The organism is Stenotrophomonas maltophilia complex sp. Om-AH-Sm3 (genome assembly GCF_059337855.1).
This window is the reverse complement of the sequence record NZ_JBYBLQ010000027.1, coordinates 1-25,102: the sequence shown is the minus strand read 5'-3', so window position 1 is coordinate 25,102 and position 25,102 is coordinate 1. Positions and strand designations below refer to the sequence as shown.

At 65.6% G+C, this 25,102-nt stretch carries 21 protein-coding genes; 9 read left to right on the top strand and 12 right to left on the bottom strand.

Features of this window, described 5'->3' with window-relative positions; all coding sequences use genetic code 11:
• Positions 1 to 135 precede the first annotated feature (135 nt).
• The 8 genes from galU to cmk all read right to left on the bottom strand — a co-directional run bounded on the left by galU (position 136) and on the right by cmk (position 8,422).
• Entirely contained in the window at positions 136 to 1,014 is an 879-nt protein-coding gene (gene galU / locus AC10QF_RS19685; RefSeq protein ID WP_032954121.1) for a UTP--glucose-1-phosphate uridylyltransferase GalU, read from the bottom strand.
• On the bottom strand, positions 1,011 to 2,924 hold the full coding sequence (locus tag AC10QF_RS19680) for a polysaccharide biosynthesis protein (protein WP_032954120.1): 1,914 nt from the start codon (positions 2,922 to 2,924) through the stop codon (positions 1,011 to 1,013). The genes galU and AC10QF_RS19680 overlap by 4 nt, the downstream gene beginning before the upstream one ends.
• Before the next feature lie 3 nt (positions 2,925 to 2,927).
• Positions 2,928 to 3,917, bottom strand: a complete 990-nt coding sequence (locus tag AC10QF_RS19675) for an MraY family glycosyltransferase (protein WP_032954119.1) — start codon at positions 3,915 to 3,917, stop codon at positions 2,928 to 2,930.
• A 3-nt stretch (positions 3,918 to 3,920) separates the two neighbouring features.
• Positions 3,921 to 5,099, bottom strand: a complete 1,179-nt coding sequence (gene lapB / locus AC10QF_RS19670; RefSeq protein ID WP_005416232.1) for a lipopolysaccharide assembly protein LapB — start codon at positions 5,097 to 5,099, stop codon at positions 3,921 to 3,923.
• Positions 5,100 to 5,105: 6 nt separating this feature from the next.
• The gene (locus AC10QF_RS19665; protein WP_061477908.1) at positions 5,106 to 5,390 is read right to left on the bottom strand and encodes a LapA family protein; all 285 of its coding nucleotides are present in this window, start codon (positions 5,388 to 5,390) and stop codon (positions 5,106 to 5,108) included.
• Positions 5,391 to 5,467: 77 nt separating this feature from the next.
• Positions 5,468 to 5,773: an integration host factor subunit beta gene (locus AC10QF_RS19660; protein ID WP_005409286.1), complete on the bottom strand. Its 306-nt coding sequence runs from the start codon at positions 5,771 to 5,773 to the stop codon at positions 5,468 to 5,470.
• 87 nt (positions 5,774 to 5,860) lie between these two features.
• The gene (rpsA, locus tag AC10QF_RS19655) at positions 5,861 to 7,546 is read right to left on the bottom strand and encodes a 30S ribosomal protein S1 (protein ID WP_005416230.1); all 1,686 of its coding nucleotides are present in this window, start codon (positions 7,544 to 7,546) and stop codon (positions 5,861 to 5,863) included.
• A 198-nt stretch (positions 7,547 to 7,744) separates the two neighbouring features.
• Complete coding sequence (gene cmk, locus AC10QF_RS19650) at positions 7,745 to 8,422, bottom strand: (d)CMP kinase (protein WP_049411481.1); 678 nt, start codon at positions 8,420 to 8,422, stop codon at positions 7,745 to 7,747.
• A gap of 197 nt (positions 8,423 to 8,619) precedes the next feature.
• Here cmk and ykgO point away from each other — a divergent pair, with 197 nt between their 5' ends.
• The 7 genes from ykgO (at position 8,620) to AC10QF_RS19615 (ending at position 14,012) form a co-directional block, all read left to right on the top strand.
• The gene (gene ykgO, locus AC10QF_RS19645) at positions 8,620 to 8,745 is read left to right on the top strand and encodes a type B 50S ribosomal protein L36 (protein ID WP_005409283.1); all 126 of its coding nucleotides are present in this window, start codon (positions 8,620 to 8,622) and stop codon (positions 8,743 to 8,745) included.
• A 175-nt stretch (positions 8,746 to 8,920) separates the two neighbouring features.
• Positions 8,921 to 9,220, top strand: a complete 300-nt coding sequence (locus tag AC10QF_RS19640) for a hypothetical protein (protein WP_227837998.1) — start codon at positions 8,921 to 8,923, stop codon at positions 9,218 to 9,220.
• Positions 9,221 to 9,259: 39 nt separating this feature from the next.
• The gene (locus AC10QF_RS19635; RefSeq protein ID WP_005416227.1) at positions 9,260 to 10,297 is read left to right on the top strand and encodes an agmatine deiminase family protein; all 1,038 of its coding nucleotides are present in this window, start codon (positions 9,260 to 9,262) and stop codon (positions 10,295 to 10,297) included.
• 162 nt (positions 10,298 to 10,459) lie between these two features.
• On the top strand, positions 10,460 to 11,347 hold the full coding sequence (locus tag AC10QF_RS19630; RefSeq protein WP_005416226.1) for a carbon-nitrogen hydrolase: 888 nt from the start codon (positions 10,460 to 10,462) through the stop codon (positions 11,345 to 11,347).
• Positions 11,348 to 11,361: 14 nt separating this feature from the next.
• Positions 11,362 to 11,892 carry a GNAT family N-acetyltransferase gene (locus tag AC10QF_RS19625; protein WP_005416225.1) on the top strand — a complete coding sequence of 177 codons (531 nt, stop codon included), beginning with the start codon at positions 11,362 to 11,364 and terminating at the stop codon, positions 11,890 to 11,892.
• A 4-nt stretch (positions 11,893 to 11,896) separates the two neighbouring features.
• Positions 11,897 to 13,117 carry a TraB/GumN family protein gene (locus AC10QF_RS19620; RefSeq protein ID WP_088123866.1) on the top strand — a complete coding sequence of 407 codons (1,221 nt, stop codon included), beginning with the start codon at positions 11,897 to 11,899 and terminating at the stop codon, positions 13,115 to 13,117.
• A 49-nt stretch (positions 13,118 to 13,166) separates the two neighbouring features.
• Positions 13,167 to 14,012: a phytanoyl-CoA dioxygenase family protein gene (locus AC10QF_RS19615; protein WP_111177219.1), complete on the top strand. Its 846-nt coding sequence runs from the start codon at positions 13,167 to 13,169 to the stop codon at positions 14,010 to 14,012.
• A gap of 72 nt (positions 14,013 to 14,084) precedes the next feature.
• Here AC10QF_RS19615 and AC10QF_RS19610 read toward each other — a convergent pair whose 3' ends face one another.
• Genes AC10QF_RS19610 through AC10QF_RS19600 form a run of 3 tightly spaced genes read right to left on the bottom strand, consistent with a single transcriptional unit; the run spans position 14,085 to position 21,831 of the window.
• On the bottom strand, positions 14,085 to 17,171 hold the full coding sequence (locus AC10QF_RS19610) for an efflux RND transporter permease subunit (protein WP_065185171.1): 3,087 nt from the start codon (positions 17,169 to 17,171) through the stop codon (positions 14,085 to 14,087).
• Complete coding sequence (locus tag AC10QF_RS19605) at positions 17,168 to 20,689, bottom strand: efflux RND transporter permease subunit (RefSeq protein WP_053499673.1); 3,522 nt, start codon at positions 20,687 to 20,689, stop codon at positions 17,168 to 17,170. The genes AC10QF_RS19610 and AC10QF_RS19605 overlap by 4 nt, the downstream gene beginning before the upstream one ends.
• Entirely contained in the window at positions 20,686 to 21,831 is a 1,146-nt protein-coding gene (locus tag AC10QF_RS19600) for an efflux RND transporter periplasmic adaptor subunit (protein ID WP_138953667.1), read from the bottom strand. The genes AC10QF_RS19605 and AC10QF_RS19600 overlap by 4 nt, the downstream gene beginning before the upstream one ends.
• Positions 21,832 to 22,036: 205 nt before the next feature.
• Here AC10QF_RS19600 and AC10QF_RS19595 point away from each other — a divergent pair, with 205 nt between their 5' ends.
• Both AC10QF_RS19595 and AC10QF_RS19590 read left to right on the top strand, forming a co-directional pair.
• Positions 22,037 to 22,420, top strand: coding sequence for a c-type cytochrome (locus tag AC10QF_RS19595; RefSeq protein WP_005416219.1), 384 nt, complete (start codon positions 22,037 to 22,039; stop codon positions 22,418 to 22,420).
• Between the two features lie 9 nt (positions 22,421 to 22,429).
• Positions 22,430 to 22,891 carry a c-type cytochrome gene (locus tag AC10QF_RS19590; protein ID WP_005416218.1) on the top strand — a complete coding sequence of 154 codons (462 nt, stop codon included), beginning with the start codon at positions 22,430 to 22,432 and terminating at the stop codon, positions 22,889 to 22,891.
• A gap of 152 nt (positions 22,892 to 23,043) precedes the next feature.
• On the opposite strand, the gene AC10QF_RS19585 is transcribed toward AC10QF_RS19590, so the two are convergent.
• A complete protein-coding gene (locus AC10QF_RS19585; RefSeq protein WP_494542720.1) occupies positions 23,044 to 24,918 on the bottom strand; it encodes an ATP-binding cassette domain-containing protein in 1,875 nt (624 codons plus the stop codon).
• Positions 24,919 to 25,102 lie beyond the last annotated feature (184 nt).

Below are 25,102 nucleotides of genomic sequence, written 5' to 3'. Positions count from 1 at the left end.
CTTCCATGGTGCTCGATGGCGCCATGGATGGCGCCATCGAGCACCATGGAAGGGCTTTGGCGTGTTTTGGAGAGGGCCATCCGCCCCCTCCCCCATGTATCAATCAAAGCGCTGACGGAGCGCTTGATAGAACCTTTATTCCGCCAGCATCGCCGCCAGCTTCTCCCGCGCCGGGCCTGCCAGCTTCGGATTGTCCAGCGCGAAGCGGATCGTCGCCTCCACCAGACCCAGGTGCGTACCGCAGTCGAAGCGGGTGCCCTCGAAACGATAGGCATCGACTTCTTCGGTCTTCAGCAGCTCGGCAATCGCATCGGTCAGCTGGATCTCGCCGCCGGCACCGGTCTGGGTCTGTTCCAGCAGTTCGAAGATCTTCGGGCTCAGCACGTAGCGGCCGACCACCGCCAGGTCACTCGGCGCGTCCTCCGGCTTCGGCTTCTCGACGATCTGCGAAATGCGGCCCTTGCGGCCATCGAACGCCTCAGTGGCGACGATGCCGTAGCTGGCGGTCTTTTCGTGCGGCACGTCTTCGACCGCAATCACGCTGGCACCGCTGGCCTCATTGAGGTCGGCCATCTGCTTCAGCGCACCGGCACCGCGATTCCAGATCAGATCGTCGGGCAGCAGCACCGCGAACGGCTCGTCACCGATCACAGCCTTGGCACACAGCACTGCGTGCCCCAGGCCCAGCGCCTCGGCCTGGGTCACGAAGATCGCGCGCACGCCGTTGGGCAGCACATGCCGGATCAGCTCCAGCTGCTCCTGCTTGCCGGCGCGCTCGAGCTTCTGCTCCAGCTCGTAGGCCTTGTCGAAATAATCGGCAACCGCGTGCTTGTAGCGGTTGGTGATGAACACCAGCGTGTCGCAGCCGGCTTCGATGGCTTCATCAACGGCGTACTGGATCAGCGGCCGATCAATGATCGGCAGCATCTCCTTCGGCACAGTCTTGGTTGCTGGCAAAAAACGCGTTCCCAGTCCTGCCACCGGGAAAACTGCCTTGCGAATTCGCTTGCTCATTGGTGCCTGTTCGCCTCACGTGCCGGAAAGGGCACGACTTTAGCGGATGAAATGTAAGCATCCTGTTCGATTGGCGAGAATTCCGGCATCGTCGCAAACAGGATTTCCTGGATGCTGGCAGTGTCGTAGCTGGCAATCGCCTCACGCAGGCGCGGAACGTTGCCCAGCACCAGGTCGCGCGAGAACGTACGCACGCCGGCCTCGAGAATCTTCGGGTGCGCGGTCGAACGGTAGTCTTCGTCCGAATAGAACAGCGTCTCGTGCAGCTTCTCGCCCGGGCGCAGGCCGGTATAGATGATCTGGATGTCCTTGTACGGTTGCTTGCCGGTCAAACGGATCATCTGTTCGGCCAGCACGCGGATCGGCACCGGCTCGCCCATGTCCAGAGTGTAGATCGCACCATGCGACGCCGACGCGGCCGCCTGCAGGATCAGCTGGCAGGCCTCGGGGATGGTCATGAAGTAACGGCTGACTTCCGGGTCCGTGACCGTGACCGGACCACCGCGCAGGATCTGCTCGCGGAACAGCGGCACCACGCTGCCGGCCGACGCCAGCACGTTGCCGAAACGCACCGTGACGAAACGGGTGTGCGTGGACTTCTGGTCCAGGCTCTGGCAGATCATCTCGGCGTAGCGCTTGCTCGCACCCAGCGCATTGACCGGGTCGACCGCCTTGTCCGTGGAAATGAACACGAAATGCTCCACGCGGGCTTCCAGGCACGCGCGGGCGACGTTTTCGGTCGCCAGGATGTTGTTGCGCACCGCTTCGCGCAGCTGGCGCTCCAGCACCGGCACGTGCTTGTAGGCGGCCGCATGGAAAGCGGTATCGACCGGGTGCAGCGACAACGCATGGCGAATCACCGCCGGGTCACCGCAGTCGCCCAGCACCGCCTCGATCTCGACATCGGGGAAGCTGCGCCGCAGCTCGCCCTCGATGGTCAGCAGCAGCAGCTCGCTGATCTCCAGCAGGATGATGCGACCGGCACCGTGCCGCGCGCACTGGCGACAAAGCTCCGAGCCGATCGAACCACCGGCGCCGGTGACCATCACAGTGCGCCCACCCAACCAGCCGCGGATCAGGTTCCAGTCCGGCATGATCGGCTTGCGGCCCAGCAGATCCTCGATCGCCACTTCCTTCAGCTGGCCCGGCAGCGACTGGCCCTGCAGGATGTCGCTGAGCTTGGGCACGGTACGGAACGGAACGCCGGTGCTTTCGCAGATCGCGACAACGCGCTGCATGCCTGCGGCGTCCAGTGACGGCATGGCAATGACCAGCAGCTTGGCAGCGGTCTCGCGGACCACCGTCGGGGCGTCATCCAGGGTGCCGAGGATCGGCAGGCCCTGCAGCTTGGCACCCCGCAGGTGCGGTGCATCGTCGAGCAGGCCGACCGGCTCGAAGTTGCCAGAACGACGCAGGTCGCGCACCAGTGTTTCCGCCGCCTGGCCGGCACCGAGGATCAGCACGCGGCGGGCGCTGGAATCGGACTGCAGTGCCTGGTAATCCTTCCAGGCCCGGTACAGCAGGCGCGGTGCGCCCAGCAGGGCCGACAGCGCGAACGGGTAAATCACCAGCACCGACATCGGCACGCCGTCGAAGCGCTTCCACATCAGCACCAGGACGATGGCGACCATGCCGATGAAGCTGGCCTTGAAGATGTTCAGCAGGTCGCTGACGCTGGCGAACCGCCACAGCCCGCGATACAGGCCCACGCGCCAGAACACCAGGCCCTGCAGCAGCAGGACCAGGGTGGTATCGACGTTCCACAGGGGCAGCGCCGGAGCGTTGGGCAGGATCGAGTAACGCCCTGCATGGAGCAACTGCCAGCATGCCCAGACCATGAAGAGGTCGTGGCAGACAATGGCCGAACGCGGCATCAGGCCGAGGATTCTGTCCCGCCAGGGTGAAGCCATAAGTCAGGTATTTCCTTGTCGGTAGCGCATTCCATTGCGCAGGAGGAGCCAGAGGACGCTCAGCGCGGTGAACCACGCGATCGCCACGGCAGCCTCCCACCTCGGCTGCAAATTGGAGCAGACATTGAACACTGTAATACTGAACAGGCCCAAAGCAAAGTACATCCCTGTCACCTGGGGGTGACTGGCTCCTGCCTGCACCGCGCGCTGGTAGACGTGCTGGGTATGGGGTTCCATCCAGCGTTGTCCTGAAATGATGCGCGCCAGCAGTGTGAAGCCCGCGTCCACGAGGAACGGCGAAACCGGGACCAGCAGCAGGATCCAGTTGATATCGGTACGCACGCTGGCGAGCGCCAGCACCGCTGCGACCGCGTACCCCAACGCGCCGCTTCCGACATCGCCCATGAAGATCCGGGCCCGAGGGAAGTTGAACGGCAGGAATCCAAGGCAGGCCAGGCCCAGGGCCACGGCAGCCAGCGAGTACGGCCACGGCAGCACCGGCGCCAGCCCCAGCATCGCCACGACGGCCTGGCTGGCGGCAATGCCGTTGATGCCATCCATGAAATTCCAGATGTTGATCAGTGAGGCGGTGAACAGCAGCACCAGCGCCGCCAACAGCCAGCTGCCGCCATTCACCTTCACCAGGCCGGCCAGCAGCGTCGCGGCGATGAAATGCACCAGCAGGCGACGCATCGCTGGCAGGGGCTTGTGGTCGTCCCACCAGCCGATACCGGCCACCAGCACCAGCCCAAGGCTGGCCACCAGTACTGTCGGCGTGCTCTCGGGCCAGGCCCAGATGGCCACGGCTGCAGTCACCAGCAGGCTGATGACGATGGCGATGCCGCCACCGCGCGGTGTAGCGACGCTATGGCTGCGGCGTTCGCCGGGCTGGTCCATCAACTGCTGACGCAGCGCATAGCCGCGTGCCGCCCAGGTCAGCACCGCACTCAGCAGGGCGAGCGCCAGCAGCGCGCCCATCACAAGCCAGGGCATGGATCAGAGCACCGCGTAGTTCAGCAGCGGCTTGACCGTCCCCCACTCCTTGCAGCTCGGACACTGCCAGTGGTGGGTACGCGCCCCGAAGCCGCAGCGGGTGCAGCGATAGGCCGGGTTGCGCACCAGCAACTGGTCAGTGATGTGCTTGAGGTCATGCAGGGTGGCTGTGGAATCGGCGCCCTCGGCCAGGGTGAGGTCGATCAGCGCGGACTCGCCACGCACCGACGGGCGATCCTTCAGCTGGCGGCCGAGGTAGGCACGCGCCGGGGCCACGCCTTCCTGCTCTTCCATCAACCGGGTCAGCGCCAGCACCGGGGCAATGCCACGGTAATGCTCTGTCATCTCCGACAGGAACGCGCGCGCACCTGCCAGATCGCCCACCTTGCGATAGTTCTGCATCAACGCCGGCAGCAGTTCCGGCAGGTATTCGGGATCGTTGCGCGCGGCGCGCTCGAAGGCGCGCACGGCGGCCTCAGGATTGCCTGCGTCGGTTTCCAACCGGCCCTCGATGATGCCGGCGCGCACCGACATCGCATCGGCCTGGTAGGCGCGGGCGATCGCTGCCCTCGCCTCTTCCAGCTTGCCGGCGCCACGGAATCGCTCGGCCAGTTCGCACTCGAACTGCCCGATCAGCTTGCCCATCGGCTCGCCGGTGACATCCTCGAACCGGGTGGCGTTGTCGATGGCCTTTTCCCAATCGCGCTCGGCCTGGTAGATGCCGATCAGGTGCTTGAGCGCCTGCGGTGCGCGCTGATCCAGCTGGGCCAGCTCGGTGAACACGGTCTCGGCACGATCCAGCAGGCCGGACTTCATGTAGTCCTCGCCCAGGGCCAGCAGGGCCTGCACGCGCTGTGCGTCACTCAGGTCATGGCGATTGACCAGGCCCTGGTGCAGGCGGATGGCGCGGTCGACTTCGCCACGACGGCGGAACAGATGGCCCAGCGCGACCTGGGTCTCGAAGGTTTCCTTGTCCAGCTCGGCGATGTGCAGGAACAGCTCGATGGCCTTGTCCGGCTGCTCGTTGAGCAGGTAGTTCAGGCCACGGAAATAGGTGCTCGACAGGCGGCTGACCTGGCTGTCACCGTGGCGTTGGCCACCACGCCGCCCGATCACCCACCCGGCCAGTGCGGCCAGCGGTACGAACAGGAAGAACCAGAACCACTCGGTGACGAAATCCATCTTCGATCAACGTCCATCAAAAGATTGGGGGGAAGCAACCGGTGCCGGCGAAGCGGCAGCGGACTTGTTGGCGCGACGCAGCTGGCCGTAGAGCGGAATGACCACGCTCACCAGCACCAGGCCAGCACCGACGATGACACCGATCAGCAATGCGGCAATGATTGCCACGCCGACCGAGGTCTTCAGTTGGGTGAAAACAAGGTTGATGGTCATCTCGTCCATGTTCATGGCACCGATGATCAACCCGAGAATGAGTACCGCCAGCAGGACCAGCAGACGAAAAACCTTCATGCGACAGCTCCAGTGGCAGGAGTCCGTAGCTTATCCGACTCGCGGCTGGATTCGCACGCGGTGGCGCGACGGCAGGCTCAGGCCGGATCGGCGTCCAGCGGCAGCACACTGCTGACCCGCTCGCGCAGTTCCTTGCCCGGCTTGAAATGGGGGACATGCTTGCCCGGCAGGGCAACCGATTCGCCGGTCTTCGGGTTGCGACCCAGGCGCGGCGGACGATAGTGCAGCGAGAAGCTGCCAAATCCACGGATTTCGATGCGATCCCCGGCGGACAGCGATCCGCCCATCATTTCCAGCAACGACTTCACCGCCAGATCGACATCATCGGCCTTCAGGTGCGCCTGGCGGCGCGCAAGGATTTCGATCAGTTCGGATTTGGTCATTACCGGCTCACATCAGGGGCATCTCAGCCTGAAACGGCCCGGGCAATGCCCGGGCCGTCCAGGAAACAACGAACAGCCTAAGGCCGATTACTCGGACTTGTTGCCGTTCAGCTGTGCACGCAGCAGCGCGCCCAGCTGGGTGGTGCCGCTGGAAGCCGAAGAGGACTGGTATTCCTCCAGCACTTCGCGCATTTCAGCGTCGTCCTTGGCCTTGATCGACAGCTGCAGGGTACGGCCCTTGCGGTCCATGCCCACGAACTTGGCTTCGACCTTGTCGCCGACCTTCAGGTGCTGGGTGGCGTCGTCAACGCGCTCGTTGGCGATGTCGCGGGCCGAGACGTAACCTTCGATGCCGTCAGCCAGCTCGATGATCGCGCCCTTGGCGTCGACTTCCTTCACCACGCCTTCGACCTTGGAACCCTTCGGATTGGCAGCCATGTACTGGCCGAACGGATCCTGCTCCAGCTGCTTCACGCCCAGGGAGATGCGCTCGCGCTCCGGATCGACGGCCAGGACGACGGCGTCCAGGGTATCGCCCTTCTTGAAGTTGCGAACGACGTCTTCGCCGGTGGTGTTCCAGCTGATGTCGGACAGGTGGACCAGGCCGTCGATGCCGCCGTCCAGGCCGATGAAGATGCCGAAGTCGGTGATCGACTTGATCTGGCCCGACACCTTGTCACCCTTCTTGTGGGTGGCAGCGAAGGTTTCCCACGGATTGGCGGCAACCTGCTTCATGCCCAGCGAGATGCGGCGACGCTCTTCATCGACGTCCAGCACCATCACTTCGACTTCATCACCCACCTGGACAACCTTGGACGGGTTGACGTTCTTGTTGGTCCAATCCATCTCGGAGACGTGCACCAGGCCTTCGACGCCCGGCTCGATCTCAACGAACGCACCGTAATCGGTGACGTTGGAAACCTTGCCGAAGACGCGGCTGTTGGCCGGGTAACGACGGCCGATGTTGTCCCACGGATCCTCGCCCAGCTGCTTCAGGCCCAGCGAAACGCGGTTGCGCTCGCGGTCGAACTTCAGCACGCGGACGTCCAGCTCGTCGCCGACGTTCACGACTTCCGACGGGTGACGCACGCGCTTCCACGCCATGTCGGTGATGTGCAGCAGGCCGTCGATACCGCCCAGGTCCACGAACGCGCCGTAATCGGTCAGGTTCTTGACGACACCCTTCAGGATCGCGCCTTCCTGCAGCTTGTCCATCAGCTGCTCGCGCTCTTCCGAGTGCTCGCTTTCGACGACAGCGCGGCGCGAGACCACGACGTTGTTACGCTTGCGGTCCAGCTTGATGAGCTTGAACTCGAGTTCCTTGCCTTCCAGGTAGGCCGGATCGCGCACCGGGCGCACATCGACCAGGGAACCCGGCAGGAAGGCGCGGACATCCTTGATGTCCACGGTGAAACCACCCTTGACCTTGCCGCTGATGCGGCCGGTGATGGTTTCGTTCTTTTCCAACGCTTCTTCCAGCTCGTCCCACACCATCGCGCGCTTGGCCTTCTCGCGCGACAGGACGGTTTCGCCGAAGCCGTTCTCGATCGAGTCGAGGGCGACCTTGACGATATCGCCTTCGGCGACGTCGATTTCGCCAGCGTCGTTACGGAACTGTTCGATCGGCACGATGCCTTCGGACTTCAGGCCAGCGTTGATCACCACGACGTCGCCGCGGACTTCAACAACGGTACCGCTGACGATGGCGCCCGGCTTCAGCTTGGCCAGGTTGGCCTGGCTGGCTTCAAACAGTTCGGCAAATGATTCGGTCATTAGATTTACTCTGTTGGACACATGGGTCGGTGGCGTCCCCTTCAGGGGAATGGCGACCGCCCGCCTGTTGGTCGACCCCGGAAACGCAGGTCGTGTGTAGTAGGAAAACCGCCACGCATCATTGCGCGACGGAGCGGGTACAGCACTGCTTTGCGCGACCACTGCCGATGCTGCTGGCAGTGCTCCCGCGCGAACGGATCAGGCAGCCGGAACCGGAAGCAGATCCATCACTCGGGCAACGACATCATCGATGCCGATGCCTGTGGTGTCGATGAGGACAGCATCGTCTGCCGGCTTCAGGGGCGCCACGGTACGCTGAGCATCACGGGCGTCGCGGGCCATGATCTCGCGCAGGAGGTCATCAAAGTTAACAGAAACCCCCTTGTCTTTCAACTGCTTATGCCGGCGCTCTGCGCGCTCCTCGGCACTGGCGGTCAGGAAGACCTTGTAGGGGGCGTCCGGAAAGATCACCGTGCCCATGTCGCGGCCGTCGGCGACCAGGCCCGGCAGCTCCCTGAATGCGCGCTGGCGCTCCTTCAGGGCGGCCCGGACCTCCGGGATGGCAGCAATGGCCGAGGCCAGCGCCCCGGTGGTCTCCAGGCGCAGCTCGTCGGTGGCATCGGTGCCGTTGACCATGACCCGCATGGCATCGCCCTGCTCGACAAACTGAACGTGGGTGTCGAAGGTGCAGCGCACCAGCGCCGAGGCGTCGGAGGTGTCGATGTCGGCCCAGCTTGCGGCCACGCCCACCGCCCGGTACAGCGCGCCCGAATCCAGGTAATGCCAGCCCATCCTGCGCGCGATGATGCGGCTGATGGTACCCTTGCCGGCCCCGGATGGGCCGTCGATGGTCAGGACGGGAGCGAGTGGATTCATGGGGGTCCCAGAGCGTGTGAAGAGGCCATTCTAGCCCCTGCCAGACGCCCCCAGCGGGATCTTTTGTGCAACCACTTGAAACCACGAGGAAAAGCCCGGTAGAATGGCGGGCTTGAACGAGCGTCAACTGCCGATTGTCTTTCGCATATCGCGGCCACGCTCCACCCGAACAACTACTGTTTACGCCGAGGTATGCCATGAAAGTCCTGTCCTCCCTGAAGTCGGCGAAGGCCCGTCACCGTGACTGCAAGGTCGTGCGTCGTCGTGGCAAGATCTTCGTCATCTGCAAGTCGAACCCGCGTTTCAAGGCGCGTCAGCGCTAAGCCTCACAGCCTTCCGGCTGCGGCTGGCCCTACGCGGGGCCGACCCGATGCAAGAAACCGCCTTCGGGCGGTTTTTTGTTTATGCGGCTTTTTCCTGCCGTTTTTGCTGTAATCGCCTTTCTTGACCACTGGGGAGTAGATCGAGATGAAGCGTTACCTGTCCGCCCTGGCCGTAATGGCCACCCTGGCCGCCGCCACACCGGCACTGGCCGATACCCTGCTTGTCGACCGTGCCCGCGAGAAGCCGGCCGGTGCCCTGCCCGTGCGCGGCCAGAGCATGCAGCAGGTGCAGGCGCAGTTCGGCGCGCCCAGCGAACAACTGCAGCCGCGTGGCGGGCAGAAGCGGCAGTGGCCGACCATCAACCGCTGGGTGTACCCGCAGTTCACCGTCTACTTCGAGAAGCAGAAGGTGATCGACGTGGTGGCCAACCAGGCGGACCCGAACGAAATCGGCCCGAAACCACCGATCCGTTGATCCCTTTACCCGCCGTGGGCGGGCCTGTGTAGCGAGACCATGAACCAGACCCTTCGTTTTCCTGCCGAGTGGGAAGCCCAGAGCGGCGTCCTGATTGCCTGGCCCACCGCCGACACCGACTGGGCCGACCGCCTGGGCCAGGTGGAAGAGACCTACATCGCCCTGGTCGCGGCCATCACCCGCTTCCAGCCGGTGCTGATCTGCGTGGCCGACGACGATGTGGAGACCTATGCCGAAATGCGGCTGCGCTCCAACCGCATCGACATGGACAAGGTCCACTTCACCACGGCCGCCTACGACGATACCTGGCTGCGCGACTCCGGCCCGATCACCCTGCGCCGCGCCGACGGCGGTTTCCAGCTGCTGGACTTCCGCTTCACTGGCTGGGGCGGCAAGTTCGACGCCACCCTGGATGACCAGCTGGTGGGCGTGCTCGACCAGGCTGGCGTGTTCAACGACGCCCCGGTGCGCAGCATTCCGTTCGCGTTGGAAGGCGGTGGCATCGAGACCGACGGCGAAGGCACCCTGCTGACCACCTGGAAGTGCCTGCACGAACGCCACCCGGACCGCGACCGCGCCAGCCTGAGCGCCGACCTGGCCGACTGGCTGCAGCAGGACCGCGTGCTGTGGCTGGACCACGGCTACCTGGAAGGCGACGACACCGACGCCCACATCGACACCCTCGCCCGCTTCGCCTCCGCCGACAGCATCGTCTACCAGGCCTGCGACGACGAGAGCGATTCGCACTACGCCGAGCTGCAGGCGATGGGCAATGAGCTGGCCGCGCTGCGCACCAAGGACGGCCAGCCGTATCGCCTGTTCCCGCTGCCGTGGGCGCGGCCGGTGATCGACGAAGGCCGCCGTCTTGCTGCGTCGTACGCCAACTACCTGATCGTCAACGGCGCGGTGCTGATGCCGGCCTATGGCGACCCGGCCGACGACCTGGCCCGTGATGTGCTGGCCCAGGCGCATCCGGGTCGCGAGATCGTGCAGGTGCCTTGCCGCTCGCTGATCTGGCAGAACGGCAGCCTGCACTGCATCACCATGCAGCTGCCGGCCGGGTTGTTGAAGGTCTGAGAAAAGGGAGTGCCGGCCGCTGGCCGGCAACCAGGCAATGCCTGACGGATTGATGGGGATGCCGGCCAGCGGCCGGCACGACCATCACCCATTCAGCGCACAACACGCCGCCGCCGCCCATCCGCGCTAACATGCAGGTTTTCCCCCGCAGGAACGCCCCGCATGAACTCGCGCAGCCCCCTTACCGTCGCCCTGATCCAGGAGCGCAACCACGGTGATGCCGCCGCCAACCTGGCGGTGATCGAAGCACGCGTGGCCGAGGCGGCTGCGCAGGGTGCCAAGCTGGTGCTGCTGCAGGAACTGCACAACGGCCCGTATTTCTGCCAGCACGAATCGGTGGACGAATTCGACCTGGCCGAATCCATTCCGGGCCCAAGCACCGAGCGCCTGGGCGCACTGGCGAAGAAGCATGGCGTGGTGCTGGTCGGCTCGCTGTTCGAGCGCCGCGCTGCCGGCCTGTACCACAACACCGCCGTGGTGTTTGAAAAGGACGGCAGCCTGCTCGGCAAGTACCGCAAGATGCACATCCCGGACGACCCGGGCTTCTACGAGAAGTTCTACTTCACCCCGGGCGACATCGGCTTCAAGCCGATCGATACTTCGGTGGGCCGCCTGGGCGTGCTGGTGTGCTGGGACCAGTGGTACCCGGAAGCGGCACGCCTGATGGCGCTGGCCGGCGCCGAGCTGCTGCTGTACCCGACCGCGATCGGCTGGGACCCGGACGACGTGCAGGACGAGAAGACCCGCCAGCGCGACGCCTGGGTGCTGAGCCACCGTGGCCACGCCGTGGCCAACGGCCTGCCGGTGCTGAGCTGCAACCGCGTCGGCCACGAGGCGTCGCCGCTGGGCGCGTCGGGCATCCAGTTCTGGGGCAACAGCCACGTGCTCGGCCCGCAGGGCGAGTTCCTGGCCGAGGCCGGCACCGAGGCCACCGTGCTGCTGTGCGACGTCGACCTGCAGCGCAGCGAGCATGTGCGCCGCATCTGGCCGTTCCTGCGTGATCGCCGCATCGATGCATACGGCGACCTGCTCAAGCGCTACATCGACTGAGCCGGAGCCCGCGCATGGCCGTCCTCATCCGTGATGCCGGCCCGGCCGACATCGACGCGATCACCGCAATCTACGCGGTGGAAGTGACCGATTTCGTCAACACCTACGAGTACGATATCCCGGACGCGACCGAGATGCTGCGCCGCATGCGCGACATCATTGATCGTGGCTTCCCCTACCTGGTCGCCGAGATCGACGGCCAGGTGGCTGGCTATGCCTATGCCAACACCTATCGCACCCGCATTGCCTACCAGTGGACCGTGGAGAACTCGGTCTACGTCGATGCCGCGTTCCAGGGCAAGGGTGTCGGCACCGGCCTGCTGCAGGCCTTGATCGACGCCTGCGTGGCACGTGGCTACCGGCAGATGGTGGCGGTGATCGGCGAACCGACCAACACCGCCTCGATCAAGCTGCACGAACGCTTCGGCTTCGAGCTGGTGGGCGTGTTCCGTGGCCTCGGCCGCAAGCATGGCCGCTGGCTGGACACCGTACAGATGCAGCGCGCGCTCGGCGATGGCGCCGACACCGCACCCTCCAATGAATGAACCCATGACCGAAACCCTTCCCGAGACCGGCGACGACCTGTTCGCCGGCCAGCCGGTGCGCGTCGTCGAACGCGACGGCGTGCGCTACACCCTGCTGGGCACCGCCCACGTCTCCCGCGCCAGCGTCGAGGCGGTTGAAAAAGCCATCGACAGCGGCCGCTTCGATGCCGTTGCCGTCGAGCTGGACCCGCAGCGCCTGCAGGCGCTGAGCGACCCCGACACGCTCGCCAAGCTCGACCTGGTCGAGGTGATCCGCAAGGGCCGCGTCGCCCTGTTCGCCGCCAACCTCGCTCTGTCCGCCTATCAGCGCCGCCTGGCCGAGCAACTCGACATCGAGCCCGGCGCCGAGCTGAAACGTGCGGTGGAACTCGCCCGCGAACGCAACCTGCCGGTGCACCTGATCGACCGCGAGGTTGGGCTGACCTTCCGCCGCGCGTCGCAACGGCTGGGCTTCTTCGGCAAGCTGAAGCTGGTTGCCGGCCTCGGCGCCGGCCTGTTCTCGTCCGAGGAAGTGGGCGAGAACGAGATCGAGAAGCTCAAGCAGGGCGACATGCTGGAATCGAGCTTCGGTGAGTTCGCAAGCGAGAGCCCGGCGCTGTACGAAACCATCATCGGCGAGCGCGACCGCTACATGGCCACCCGCCTGCGCGAAGAACACGACCCGCGCCAGCGCGAAGTGCTGGCAGTGGTCGGAGCCGGCCACCTGGCGGGTCTGGCACGCCACCTGGAAACCGACACCGAAGCACCGGCGCCGCTGCGCGCCGAGCTGGAGGCGGTGCCGAAGAAGCGCAACATCCCGTGGTTCACGCTGGGCATCCTGGCGATCGTGGCGACCGGCATCGGCGTAGGCTTCTATCGCGGCGGCCTGGGCGTAGGCACCGAGCTGCTGGCAACCTGGGCGATGTATACCGGCGGCCTGGCCGGCCTGGGCTGCCTGCTGGCCGGTGGTCACCCGCTGAGCATCCTCACCGCGATCGCGGTAGCCCCGTTCAAGCCGTTCCGCCTGAGCATCCCGACCGGCGCCTTCTCGGCACTGGTGGAAGCGCGTGTGCGCAAGCCAGCCTACGAGGACTTCCTGAAGCTGCGCGACGATGCGCAGAGCCTGAAGGGCTGGTACCGCAATCGCGTTACCCGCGTGGTGCTGACCTTCATGCTGACCAACATCGGCAGCATGCTTGGCCTGTGGCTGACCACGTTCAAGGTGTGGGGAAAGGTGGCGGGATGACGTCCCAGCGCTCGTGCCTATACTCAGCGTTTTAGGAAGGAACACTCCAATGGATGCATACGATGCGCTGATGCGCGATGGTTTCGTGGTGGTGCGCCAGGCCATCGCACCCGCGCTGGTCCAGGACATCAACGCGCGCATCGCGCGCTTCAAGCAGCGCAATCCAAAGGCGGTGTCGCGCAACCTGGACGAACACAAGCGCATGTATCGGGTCGTCAACCTGCACCTGGCTGTGGATGCGATGACCCGCCTGCTCACTGACAACCCGGCCATCGACGTCTGCGACCGGTTCCTCGGCGAACCGACCACGCTCTACACCAGCCTCTACTACGAGCGCGGATCGGAACAGTCTTTGCATCGCGATACGCCAGTGTTCTGCACCTCTCCGGGCGAGCGCTACATGGGAGTGTGGACCGCACTGGATGCGGTTGATGAAAGCAATGGCCCCCTTCGCGTGGTTCCGGGCAGCCACCTGTTGCCGCCGATTGACGTGCAGGCGCTGCGACGCACTGTGTTCGGCGACGGCCCGATCAGCGCCATGTCGCCGGAAGGCTGGACCGCCTATCAGGATGCGGTGGCGCGTCAATGCGAAGACGCTGGCCTGAAGCCGCAGTCGGTGCACGTGCAGCCTGGCGATGTGATCGTCTGGCACCCGCAGCTGTTCCACGGCGGCGCGCCACATCCCTCTGCCGGAACGCGTCGCAGCGTGGTCATGCACGTAACGCCGAGGTCGATGCCGGTGGGCCACATGGATGTTTTCTACGGGCAAACTCCTCCGCTGTCCAAAGCACCGTGGCGGTACTACCGGCGTGGCCAGCGTGAGATTGCACGGTTCGGGCAGGTGGATTTCGGTCACGAGTACACGCGCCGGACCTGGTTCCTGCGCAAGGCCTGACCCAAGCCGAAAAAAGGGGGAGGCCGCCCCACTACGACCGGCCTCCCCCACACCACAACACGTTGACGTGCATTACAGCCGGGCAGCGCCCGGCTCTACCATCTCCACTCCACGCGCGCGACGGATCAGCCGCGTCACGGCATTGCGCAGGTCATCGAGCACCGCGTAGATCGTCGGCAGGAACAGCAGGCTGACCACGGTCGAGAACGCCAGGCCGCCGGCAATCGCGCGCGCCATCGGCGAGTACTCCGGGCCATTGCCGAACATCTGCGTGTCGGTCAGCGAGATCGGCACCATCGCCAGGATCGCCGTGCCCATGGTCATCATGATCGGGCGCAGGCGTTCGCGTGAGCCTTCCACCAGCGCCTGGGTACGGCCCATGCCGCTGCGCCGCAGGTTGTTGATGTGCTCGATCATCACGATGCCGTTGTTCACCACCACGCCCATCAGCACCAGGATGCCGATGAAGGACATGATTCCGAACGAGGTGCCGGTGATCCAGAACAGCCAGAACACGCCGAAGATCGAGAACAGCACGCCACTCATGATTGCCGCCGGGAACAGCAGCGACTCGAAAACCGCCGCCATCACCACGTAGATCATCACCAGCGCGATCAGCAGGTTGAACACCATCTGCTGCATGGCTTCATCATCGTTGCCGTAGTCGCCGCCATCGAAGGTGAAGCCGTAGCCGGCCGGGAAGTTCATCGGCTTGAGCACGGCCTCTATCGCCTTGCGCCCGTCCGGTGCGGTGACCTTCCCGGCCAGGTTGGCCTTGATGGTCAATGTCGTCTGACGATTGGTACGGCCGATCTGGGTGGCCGACGAACCAACGTCCACGGTGACCAGGCTCAGCAGCGGCACGCTGCGGCCATCGCCGGTACGCACGCTGAAACCGGCCAGGTCTTCCGGGCTGCTCTGCTCGGCGCCGGCAAAGCGCACCCACACCGGCACTTCATTGTCACCGCGACGGAACTCGCGCATCGGTGCGCCGCGCAGCGCCAGGCCGACGAAGCTGGCCACCTGTTCGGCGTTGAAACCGAACGCTGCGGCACGCTCACGGTCGACGCGTACCTTCAGCTCGCCGCCCTTCTCGCCGTTGTCGATGCGCACGTCCCGCAGTTCGGCACGCTGCGCCAGCAACGGCACCACTTCCTGGCCGATCTCCTGCAGCATCGAGCTGGAATCGCCCACCAGCTGCACCTGCACGCCCTGGTTGCCGCCACCCCCGCCATCGCCGCCCTGGTTGCCGACGAAATAGTCGGTGCGGGCGGACTTCGGCAGGCCCTTGCGCAACTCTTCCTGCAGCGCCTTGATGTCCTTGGCGTACTTCTCGTCCAGGGTGACCACCGTGGAGCTGCCTTCCTGCTCGCTGTACCAGGAGTACACCTGCTTCACGTGCAGGCGCTCGCGGTTCTGGTCGATCCAGCTCTCCACGCGCGCCACTTCCTCGGACATCTGCCGGTAGGTGTAGGCGCCCTTCCACATGTAGCCGATGAAGATGTCCTTGCCGCCCTCGCCCCCGAACATGTCGACCTTGGTCAGCTTCATCGGCACCAGGCTGACCAGTACCACCAGCAGGATGCCGAGCAGGCTCCAGCCGCGGTGGTGCAGCGACCAGTCCAGCAGCTGTGCATAGCGGCGCTGCAGGCGCGCGATCAGGCCGGTCTGCGAGTGCACCAGCTTGGGTGTGGCCATGCGTGCGGACAGCATCGGAATCAGGCTGACCGCGACCAGCCACGAGGCCAGCAGCGAAACCGAGATGGTGATCGCGATCTGCGCCATGAAGATGCTGATGTTGTTGGTCTCGCCGAACAGGTTCGGCACGAACACGATGCAGTGGCACAGCGTACCGGCGCTGAGCGCGATGGCCACGTTGCGGGTGCCGATGATCGAGGCCAGCCGTGGCTGCCCCGGCATGCGCTCGCGCTCCTGGTAGATGCTCTCCACCACCACCACGGCGTTGTCGACCAGCATGCCCACGGCCAGCAGCAGGCCCATCATGGTCAGGATGTTCAGCGTCACCCCGACGAAGTACATGAAGCCCAGGGTGATGGTGAAGCAGATCGGAATGGCCAGGGTCACCATCAGCGTCGACGGCCAATGGCGCAGGAAGAAGAACAGCACCGTCACCGACAGGATCAGGCCGACCGCACCGGCTTCGGCCAGCTCCAGCAGCGACGAGGTCACCGCCTTTCCTTGGTTGTCGATCACCTTGATCTGCACGTCGCGCATCGACGGCTGCGCGCGGATCGCCTCGACTTCGGCCAGCGCCGCACGCGAGACGTCCACCAGGTTGGCACTGCGCTCCTTGAAGATGTCCAGGCCCACCGCCGGGTTGCCGTCCAGGCGGCGCCCGTAGTTCATCCGTGCAGGCTTCAGGCGCACGTCGGCGATATCGCCCAGGCGCAGGCCCTTGGCGTTGATCACCAGGTCGCGCATCTCCTGAAGGTCGGTGATCTCGCCCACTGGCTGCACGCGCACGCGCTGGCCGTTGTCGTCGATCTGCCCGGCCGAGATCGAGAAGTTCAGCGTGCGCAGGCGCTCGCTCAGCTCGTTGATGCTCAACCCATGCGCGTTGAGCCGGTTCGGATCGATGGCGATCTCCACCTCGTTCGGCGGTGCACCGGTGATGTCGACGCGGGCCACACCGGGAATACGCTCGATGCGCCGCTTGAACTCACGGTCGAGCATGTCATAGGCAGTGGTCAGGTCGGTGGTGCTGGCCAGCCGCACCTTCAGTACCGGCTGGTCACTGCTGGACCACTTGAACACGTTGTAGCGCTGCAGGTCGTCGGGCAGGTCGCTGCGGATCGCATCGATACGCTCGCGCGCGTCGGACGCGGCAATGGCGATGTCGCGGTCCCAGTCGCTGAACTCGATGTAGATCAGCGCCGCCTCGGAGGTAGCCGATGAGCGCATGCGCTTGATGCCGGTCATCGTCGCCAGCGACTCCTCGACCGGGCGGATGATGGTCCGCTCCACTTCCTCGGGCGTCGAACCGGTGTATGGGATCTGCACGAACAGGAACGGCGCGGAGATGTCCGGCAGCGCCTCCAACGGCAGCCGGAACGAAGCGATCAGGCCGATCACCACCAGCGACACGAAGCACATGATGGTGGTGACCGGGCGGCGGATGGAGAACTCGGCAACGCTCATGCCGGCTCCTCCACACCTGCCGTGCCGCCCTCGTCGCCATGCAGGCCTTCACCGGCATGCTTGCGGCCGCGCTCACGGTAATAGGCGTCGCCGCGACGATCCATCAGGTCGTACACCACCGGGATCACCAGCAGCGTCAGCAGCGTCGACACCAGCAGGCCACCGATCACGGTGATCGCCATCGGTGCACGCACTTCGGCGCCCTCGCCCATGGCCACCGCCAGCGGCAGGAAGCCAAACAGCGTGCACAGCGTGGTCATGATGATCGGGCGCAGGCGCGAACGCGCACCTTCCACCAGCGCCTCATGCTTGGCCACGCCGGCTTCGCGCAGCTGGTTGACCTTGTCGATCAGGATGATCGCGTTCTTGGTGACCAGGCCGACCAGCAGGATCAAGCCGATGAACACCACCACCGAGATGGGCTTGCCGGTCAGCATCAGCGCCAGGATCGCGCCGACCAGCGCCAGCGGGATGGTGAACAGGATCACGAACGGGTGCAGCAGCGACTCGAACTGCGAGGCCATCACCAGGTAGACCAGGAAGATCGCCAAACCAAAGGCGAAGATCAGCGACTTCGCCGCCTGCGCCAGCTCCTCGCCCTGGCCACCGATGTGCAGGCCAACGCCCGCACCCAGCGGCTGCTCGGCCACCATCTGCTGCACTTCGCGCATGGCTGCGCCGAGGTCGATGTCGCGCAGGTTGGCCGATACCACCGCCACCCGGGTCTGGTCGGCACGATGGATCTCGCTGGGGCCGGTGGTGGCGACCACGTCGGCCACCGCGTCCAGGGTGACCGGGCGGGTGCTGCCCGGATTGACGATCAGCCGGCGGATGCTCTCGACGCTGGCGCGGTCACCTTCCTGGGCACGCACCAGCACGTCGATCTTGCGATCACGGAAGCTGTAGCGGGTGGCGACGTCGCCGCGCACCTTCTTCACCACCACGTCGGCGATCTGGCGGGTGGTCAGGCCCAGCGCACCCGCGCGCTCCTGGTCGAAGCGGATCTGGATTTCCGGGAAGCCCTCTTCCACCGTCGACTTCACGTCGGCGTAGTGCGCATTGCCGCGCAGCATCGCCGCCAAGCGCTGGCCGGCCACTTCCAGGGTCGCCATGTCCTGCCCGCGCAGTTCGATTTCCAACGGCGTGGAGAAGCTGAACAACGCCGGCCGCGCGAAGTCGACCTGGGCGCCCGGGTGCTGGCTCATGGTGCCGCGCAGGCGTTCGGTGATTGCCGCTTCAGTGCGCGCGTTGCCACCGCCTTCCATCACCACAGTCAGCTTGCCGATGTTCTCGCCGCTTTCGGTCGGACTGGCATCCAGCCGGGTGCCGCTGCCACTGACGCCATACAGCGAGGCCACGCCCTCCCCCTTGCCGTGCGCTAGCTGCAGCTCGCGCACCAGCGCATCGGTCTGCTTCAGCGGCGTGCCGGCCGGCAGCTTCACCGTCATTTCGAACCGGTCCTGCGCCAGCTGCGGGATCAGGTCGGCGCCAAGCATCGGTACCAGCGCCATGGTCGCCACGAAGATGATGGCTGCCACGCCCAGCACCTTGCCGGGATGCGCCAGCGCACTCGGCAGCAGGCGCAGGTAGCCTCGCTCGGCGCCTGCATAGGGCTTCATCGCCAGGTCGCTGGCCTTGCGCATCACCGGGCCGACCACTGCCACCACGCCACGCCACACGCGCACGACAAGCCAGGCCAGCGCATAGAAGCTCCAGCGCACGCTGGCAACCACGCCACGGCGGCCCAGCGCGACCGGCTTCTGCCAGCGCTTCTGCGGCTGCCACGCTTCGTTCGGCGCCTCTTCCGGGAACGCCAGCGGTGGCCGCCCCTTCAGCGAGCTCAGCATCGGGATCAGGGTCATCGACACCAGCAGCGAGATCGCGATGGCGATCGCCACGGTCAGCGCCTGGTCGCGGAACAGCTGTCCGGCAATCCCGTCGACGAACACCAGCGGCAGGAACACGGCGATGGTGGTCAGGGTTGAGGCAACCACCGCCATGCTCACTTCGCGGGTGCCGGCAATGGCCGCCTGCAGGATGCCCAGGCCACGCTCGCGGGCCTTGGCGATGCTCTCCAGCACCACGATCGAGTCATCCACCACCAGGCCGGTGGCCAATGCCAGGCCTCCCAGCGACATCACGTTCAAGCTCAGGCCGAGCTGGCCCATGAAGAAGAACGTGGCGATGATCGAGACCGGCAGCGACAAGCTGATCACGAACGTGCTCCAGCCATCGCGCAGGAACAGGAAGATGATCAGGATCGCCAGCAGGCCGCCGATCACTGCATCCTTCTTGACGTCGGCAATGGCGTGCTCGATGAAGCGCGACTGGTCCTCGATGGTAGTCAGCTCGACATCGGACGGGAACGTGCCCTTGATCTGCTCCAGGCGCTTGCGCAGCGCTTCGGCGGTGGACACGGTGTTGGCGTCGCCTTCCTTGTAGATGGCCAGCTCGACCGATTCCTTGCCGCCCAGGCGGATGATCGCTTCACGCTCCTTGTAGCCCTGCCGCACCGTGGCCACGTCCTTCAGGCGTACCGGCACGCCATTGGCGACCACGCTGGAGCCACCACCGGACGATGCGCTCTGTGCCGCCGACGCGGCGGCGATGGCTGCAGCCGAACCAGTCGACGCGGCGATGTTGAACATCTGCTGCAACGCCGAGTCGGCTGCGCTGCCATTGGCGGCCTGGGTGGTCACCAGCAGGTTGCGGATTTCCTCGAGGTCGGCGAACTGGTTGACGGTACGCACCAGGAAGCGCTGGGAGCCCTCCTCCAGGCGGCCGCCGGAGATGTTGATGTTCTCGTCCTTGAGACGCTTGATGACGGTGTCAATCGGCAGGTTCAGCTGCGCCAGCTTCTGCTGGTCGATGTCGACCTGGATCTCGTCTTCCAGGCCACCGCCCACCTTCACTGCTGCCACGCCGGTGACCGGCTCCAGCTTCTTCTTCAGGTCTTCATCGGCATAGCGGCGCAGGCCGGTCAGCTCGCGGACCGCATCGGCATCGCTGGTCGGCGCCGTCTTGTTCGACAGCACCAAGCGCATGATTGGCTCGGTGGACGGATTGAAGCGCAGCAGCACCGGAGCCTTGGCCTCCAGCGGCAGGTTCAGCGCTTCCATCTTGTCACGCACCTCCAGGCTGGCCTGGTCCATGTTGGTGCCCCAGGCGAACTCCAGCACCACATCGCTCTGGCCGGTGCGCGAGACCGACTTCAGCTTGCGCAGGTTCTTGACCACGCCCACCGCTTCTTCAACCGGCTGGGTGATCAGGGTTTCGATTTCGGTCGGCGCCGCACCGGTGTATTCGGTGCGCACGGTCAGCGTCGGGTAGCTCAGGTCGGGCAGCAGGTTGACCTTGAGGTTGCCGAGCGCGATCAGGCCGAACAGCAGCAGCGTGACCGTGCACATGGCGATGGTCACACGGCGACGCGTGGCGAATTCCACCAGGCCGCCGCGCATGCCGGCGGCGGCGCCGTCGCTCGCCGGCGAGGCACCGTGGTCGTGGCCCGGGGCAGTCATTGCTTGCTCCCGGCCTTGTCTGCGGACTTGGCGGCCGCCGCGACCGCCTTCGCCTTCGGATCGGCGATCACCTGCACCGTGGTGCCGTCGCGCAGGGCGACCTTGCCGGCGGTGACCACCTGATCACCGGCCGCCAGGCCATCACGGATCTCCACCCACGGGCCCTCGGCGTAACCCAGCTTGACCGGAATGCGTGCGACCTTGCCTTCGCGCACGCGGAACACCGCAGGTTCACCGTCATCGAGCAACGCCAGGCGCGGCACCACCAGCGCATCGGCACGCTGGTCGTAATCGATGCGGATGCGGCCGAACATGCCGGGCTGCAGCGCGTGGGCGGCGCCATCGAAGGCACTGACCACGCGAAACGTGCCGCTGCCCGAGTCCACCACCGGCGCGATGCGGTCAACGGTGCCGGTGAAGCTCTGGCCCGGCAGTGCGTCGGCCGCCAGCGTCACCGGCTGGCCGGCACGCAGGGTGGCCAGCTCACGTTCGGGTACGTTGAGCGTGGCCTCCAGCCGCGAGTTGTCGACGATGCGGAAGATCGGTGTATTGATCTGCACGAAGTTGCCGGTCTTGATCGAGCGCGAGGCGATCACACCCGAGATCGGTGCCACGACCGTGGTGTAGGACAGCTCCAGCGTGGCCAGGCGGTACTGCGCACGGACGTTCTCCAGGTCGTAGCGCAGCTGGTCGACATCGGCAGCGCTGACCATCTGCTGGCCGACCAGCTTCTGTGCGCGCTGGTAGTTGTTTTCCAGCTTTCGCATCTGCGCTTCGCTCTGCGCCACGGCCAGGCGCGCGCGGTCCGGGTCCAGCCGCACCAGCGGCTGGCCGGCGGTGACCCGCTGCCCTTCCTCGACCAGCACCGCCAAGGCCACGCCGGAGGTTTTGGCGACCACCTGCGACTCTGCACGTGGCTCCAGCGCCGCGGTGCCGGTGTAGCTGGCTGCGACCGCACGATGGCTGGCCACCGCCACTTCGACCGGGACTGCGTCGACCTTCTTCTCCTCCTTGGTCTCGGCAGCCTTGGCTTCGGAATTGGGCCCTGCGGCGCAACCGCCCAGCAGCAGGGAGGTGGAGATCAGCAGTGCGGCAGCGCAGATTCCGCTGCGACGGCCGGACAGGAAGGTTGGGTGCGACATCGTCAGGTCCCTGGAGGATGCGTGGACAGGTGTGGTAGCAAAGTAATGCACCACTTCACGGCAACACCATATCCCAAAGGTCATGGTGTCTTCACGCCGCTGGTCGGCCCGCCCCCATTTCAGCTAGATGAAACCTGAGGCTATACTCGGGTCGTTCCGTACCCCACGCCGGAACGACCAGACCCGAATCCCCGGAAACGACACCATGCGCCCGCAGCCGCTCGCCGCTTGTCTCGCTCTGGCCGTCCTCCTGCCCCTTGGGGCCGCCGCACAGCCCGCTCCCGCTCCTGCCACACCCACCCCGGCGCCTGCCGCCGCGCCGGCGCCTGCCACGCCCACCGGCAACTTCGACAATGGCCGTGTCCTGGCCTACACCTGCCAGGGGTGCCACGGCATCACCGGCTACAAGAACGCCTACCCCAGCTACCGGGTGCCGAAGATCGGCGGCCAGACCCAGCAGTACCTGGCCCAGGCCCTGACCGAGTACCGCCAGGGCAAGCGCCGGCATCCGACGATGCAGGCGCAGTCGATGAGTTTCAGCGAACAGGAGATCGCCGATCTCTCTGTTTACCTGTCCACCGTCAAGTAAGGCCCGCCCATGTCGAAAGCCGCGCATCCGATGCGTCACGCCATCGCCCTGTCCGTTGCCCTGCTGCTGGCGGCCTGTTCGCAGTCGCAGGTGGAAAACAGCGAGAAATCCGCCGCCGACCCGGGCCATGCCAGCGGCGAACACGGCTCTTCGTCCTCCGCCGGCCTGCCGGCAGGCCGCGAGGCCGCCGGTGAAGCCCGCGCCAAGGTGAAAGGCAAGGCCACCAACCAGAGTTGCATCGACTGCCACGGGGCCGATGGCAATGCGCCGATCGATCCGACCTATCCGAAGCTGGGCGGGCAGTACGGCGACTATCTGGCGCATGCGCTGCAGGCCTATCGCGCCGGCGACCGCCAGCATGCGCTGATGACGCCGCAGGCGAAGGACCTGAGCGATCAGGACATCGCCGATCTGGCCGCGTATTTCGGTAGCCGGCCGAGCCAGTTGCGGGATCTGCACGGGGTCAAATGACCGCCGCCCCCCGGTGGGGCGGACCCTGGTCCGCACGGACCGTTGATTGGTGGGTGCGGACCGTTGGTCCGCACAGATCCGCATATCCACGCATGGCGTGGATCTACTGATTCTTCATCCGATCAATCGGCGCACTTGGCGCCGACCGATACTCAGCCTTCCAGCTCTTCCCAGCGCGCGTACGCGGCATCCAGCTCGGCCTGCACCTTGGCCAGCAGCTGGGTGTGCGCGGTCACTTCCGCACTGCTGCGGGTATAGAACGCCGGGTCGTTCATCGCCGAGGTCAACCCTTCGACGTCGCCTTCCAGCTTCTCGATGGTCTTCGGCAGCTGCTCCAGCTCGCGTGCTTCCTTGTAGGCCAGCTTGCGCTTGGGGGCAGCCGGGGGGGCAGCGGCCGGGGCGGCGGCCGGCGGCTTGGCTGCGGGGACCGAGGCAGGCGCCGCGATGCTGGCCGCATAACGCTGCCAGTCGCTGTAGCCACCGACGTACTCGCCGATCACGCCGTCGCCTTCCATCACCAGCGTGGAGGTCACCACGTTGTCGATGAAGTCACGGTCATGGCTGACCAGCAGCAGGGTGCCGGTGTACTCGCCCAGCAGCTCTTCCAGCAGCTCCAGGGTTTCCACGTCAAGGTCGTTGGTCGGTTCGTCCATCACCAGCAGGTTGGACGGCTGCGCGAACAGCTTGGCCAGCAGCAGGCGGTTGCGCTCTCCACCGGACAGGCGGGTAATCGGCGCACGCGCGCGTTCCGGGGTGAACATGAAGTCCTGCAGGTAGGCATGCACGTGCTTGCGCTTGCCGTTGAACTCGAGGAAATCGCGGCCTTCGGCCACGTTCTCGATCGCGCTCCAGTCTTCGCGCAGCACCGCGCGGTACTGGTCGAAATAGGCGATCTGCAGGTTGGTGCCGGCGTTGACTTCGCCCTTGGCCGGCTGCAGCTCGCCCAGCAGCAGCTTCAGCAGCGTCGTCTTGCCGCTGCCGTTGGGGCCGATCAGGCCGATGCGGTCGCCGCGCATGATGGTGGTGGTGAAGTCGCGGACCATGGTGCGCTCACCGAAGGCGAACGAAATATCCTTGACGTCGATGACCTTCTTGCCAGAGCTGATGCCCTGTGCGGCTTCCATCTTGACGTTGCCGCTGAGATCACGGCGCTGCGAACGCTCCACGCGCATCGCCTTCAGGCGGCGCACGCGGCCCTCATCGCGGGTGCGGCGCGCCTTGATGCCTTGGCGGATCCAGACTTCTTCCTGCGCCAGCAGCTTGTCGAAGCGCGCGTTTTCCTGCGCCTGCGCGTTGAGGCGCTCCTCTCGGCGACGCTCGTAGTTGGCCCAGTCGCCCGGCCAGCTGGTGACCTGGCCACGGTCGATCTCGACGATGCGGGTGGCCAGTGCACGCAGGAAGCGGCGGTCATGGGTAACGAACACCACGCTGCCGCTCCAACCCTTCAGGAACGCTTCGAGCCAGTCGATGGCTTCGATATCGAGGTGGTTGGTCGGTTCGTCCAGCAGCAGCACGTCGGGGCTGGACACCAGCGCACGGGCGAGCAGCACGCGGCGCTTCATGCCGCCGGACAGGCGGCCGAACTCGGCTTCGCCGTCCAGGTCGAGCTTGGTCAGGGTTTCGCTGACGCGCTGATCCAGGCCCCAGCCGTTGGCGGCGTCGATCTTGGCCTGCACGTTGCCCAGTGCTTCGCCATCAAATACTTCGGCGTGGCTCAGGTGATGGAATTCGGCCAGCCACTGGCCCAGTTCACCGAGGCCATCGGCGACGACGTCGAACACCGAGCCGGCGGCGCCATGCGGCACTTCCTGCTCCAGGCGGGTGACGCGCACGCCCTGCTGCACGCGGACTTCCCCGTCATCGGGCTTGTGATCGCCGGACAGCAGCTTGAGCAGGGTGGATTTGCCGGCGCCGTTGCGGCCGATCAAGGCGATGCGTTCGCCCGGCTCGATCGACAGTTCGGCCTTTTCCAGCAACAACGGGCCGCCGACGCTGAAGTCGACGTTCTGCAGAGTAATCAGAGGCATCCGGATATTGTACGGGTTGGGGGCGTCGGCCGGGTTGCACCCGGCACCGGCGGTAGTGCCGGCCGCTGGCCGGCAACCTCAACGCCAACGTCAAAAGCTGGTTTCCTGTGGGATGCCGGGGCGGTGTGGGGCTGCAGGACACGCCGTAAACCCATCCATGGCGCCAACGGTCCTGCAGCCCCAC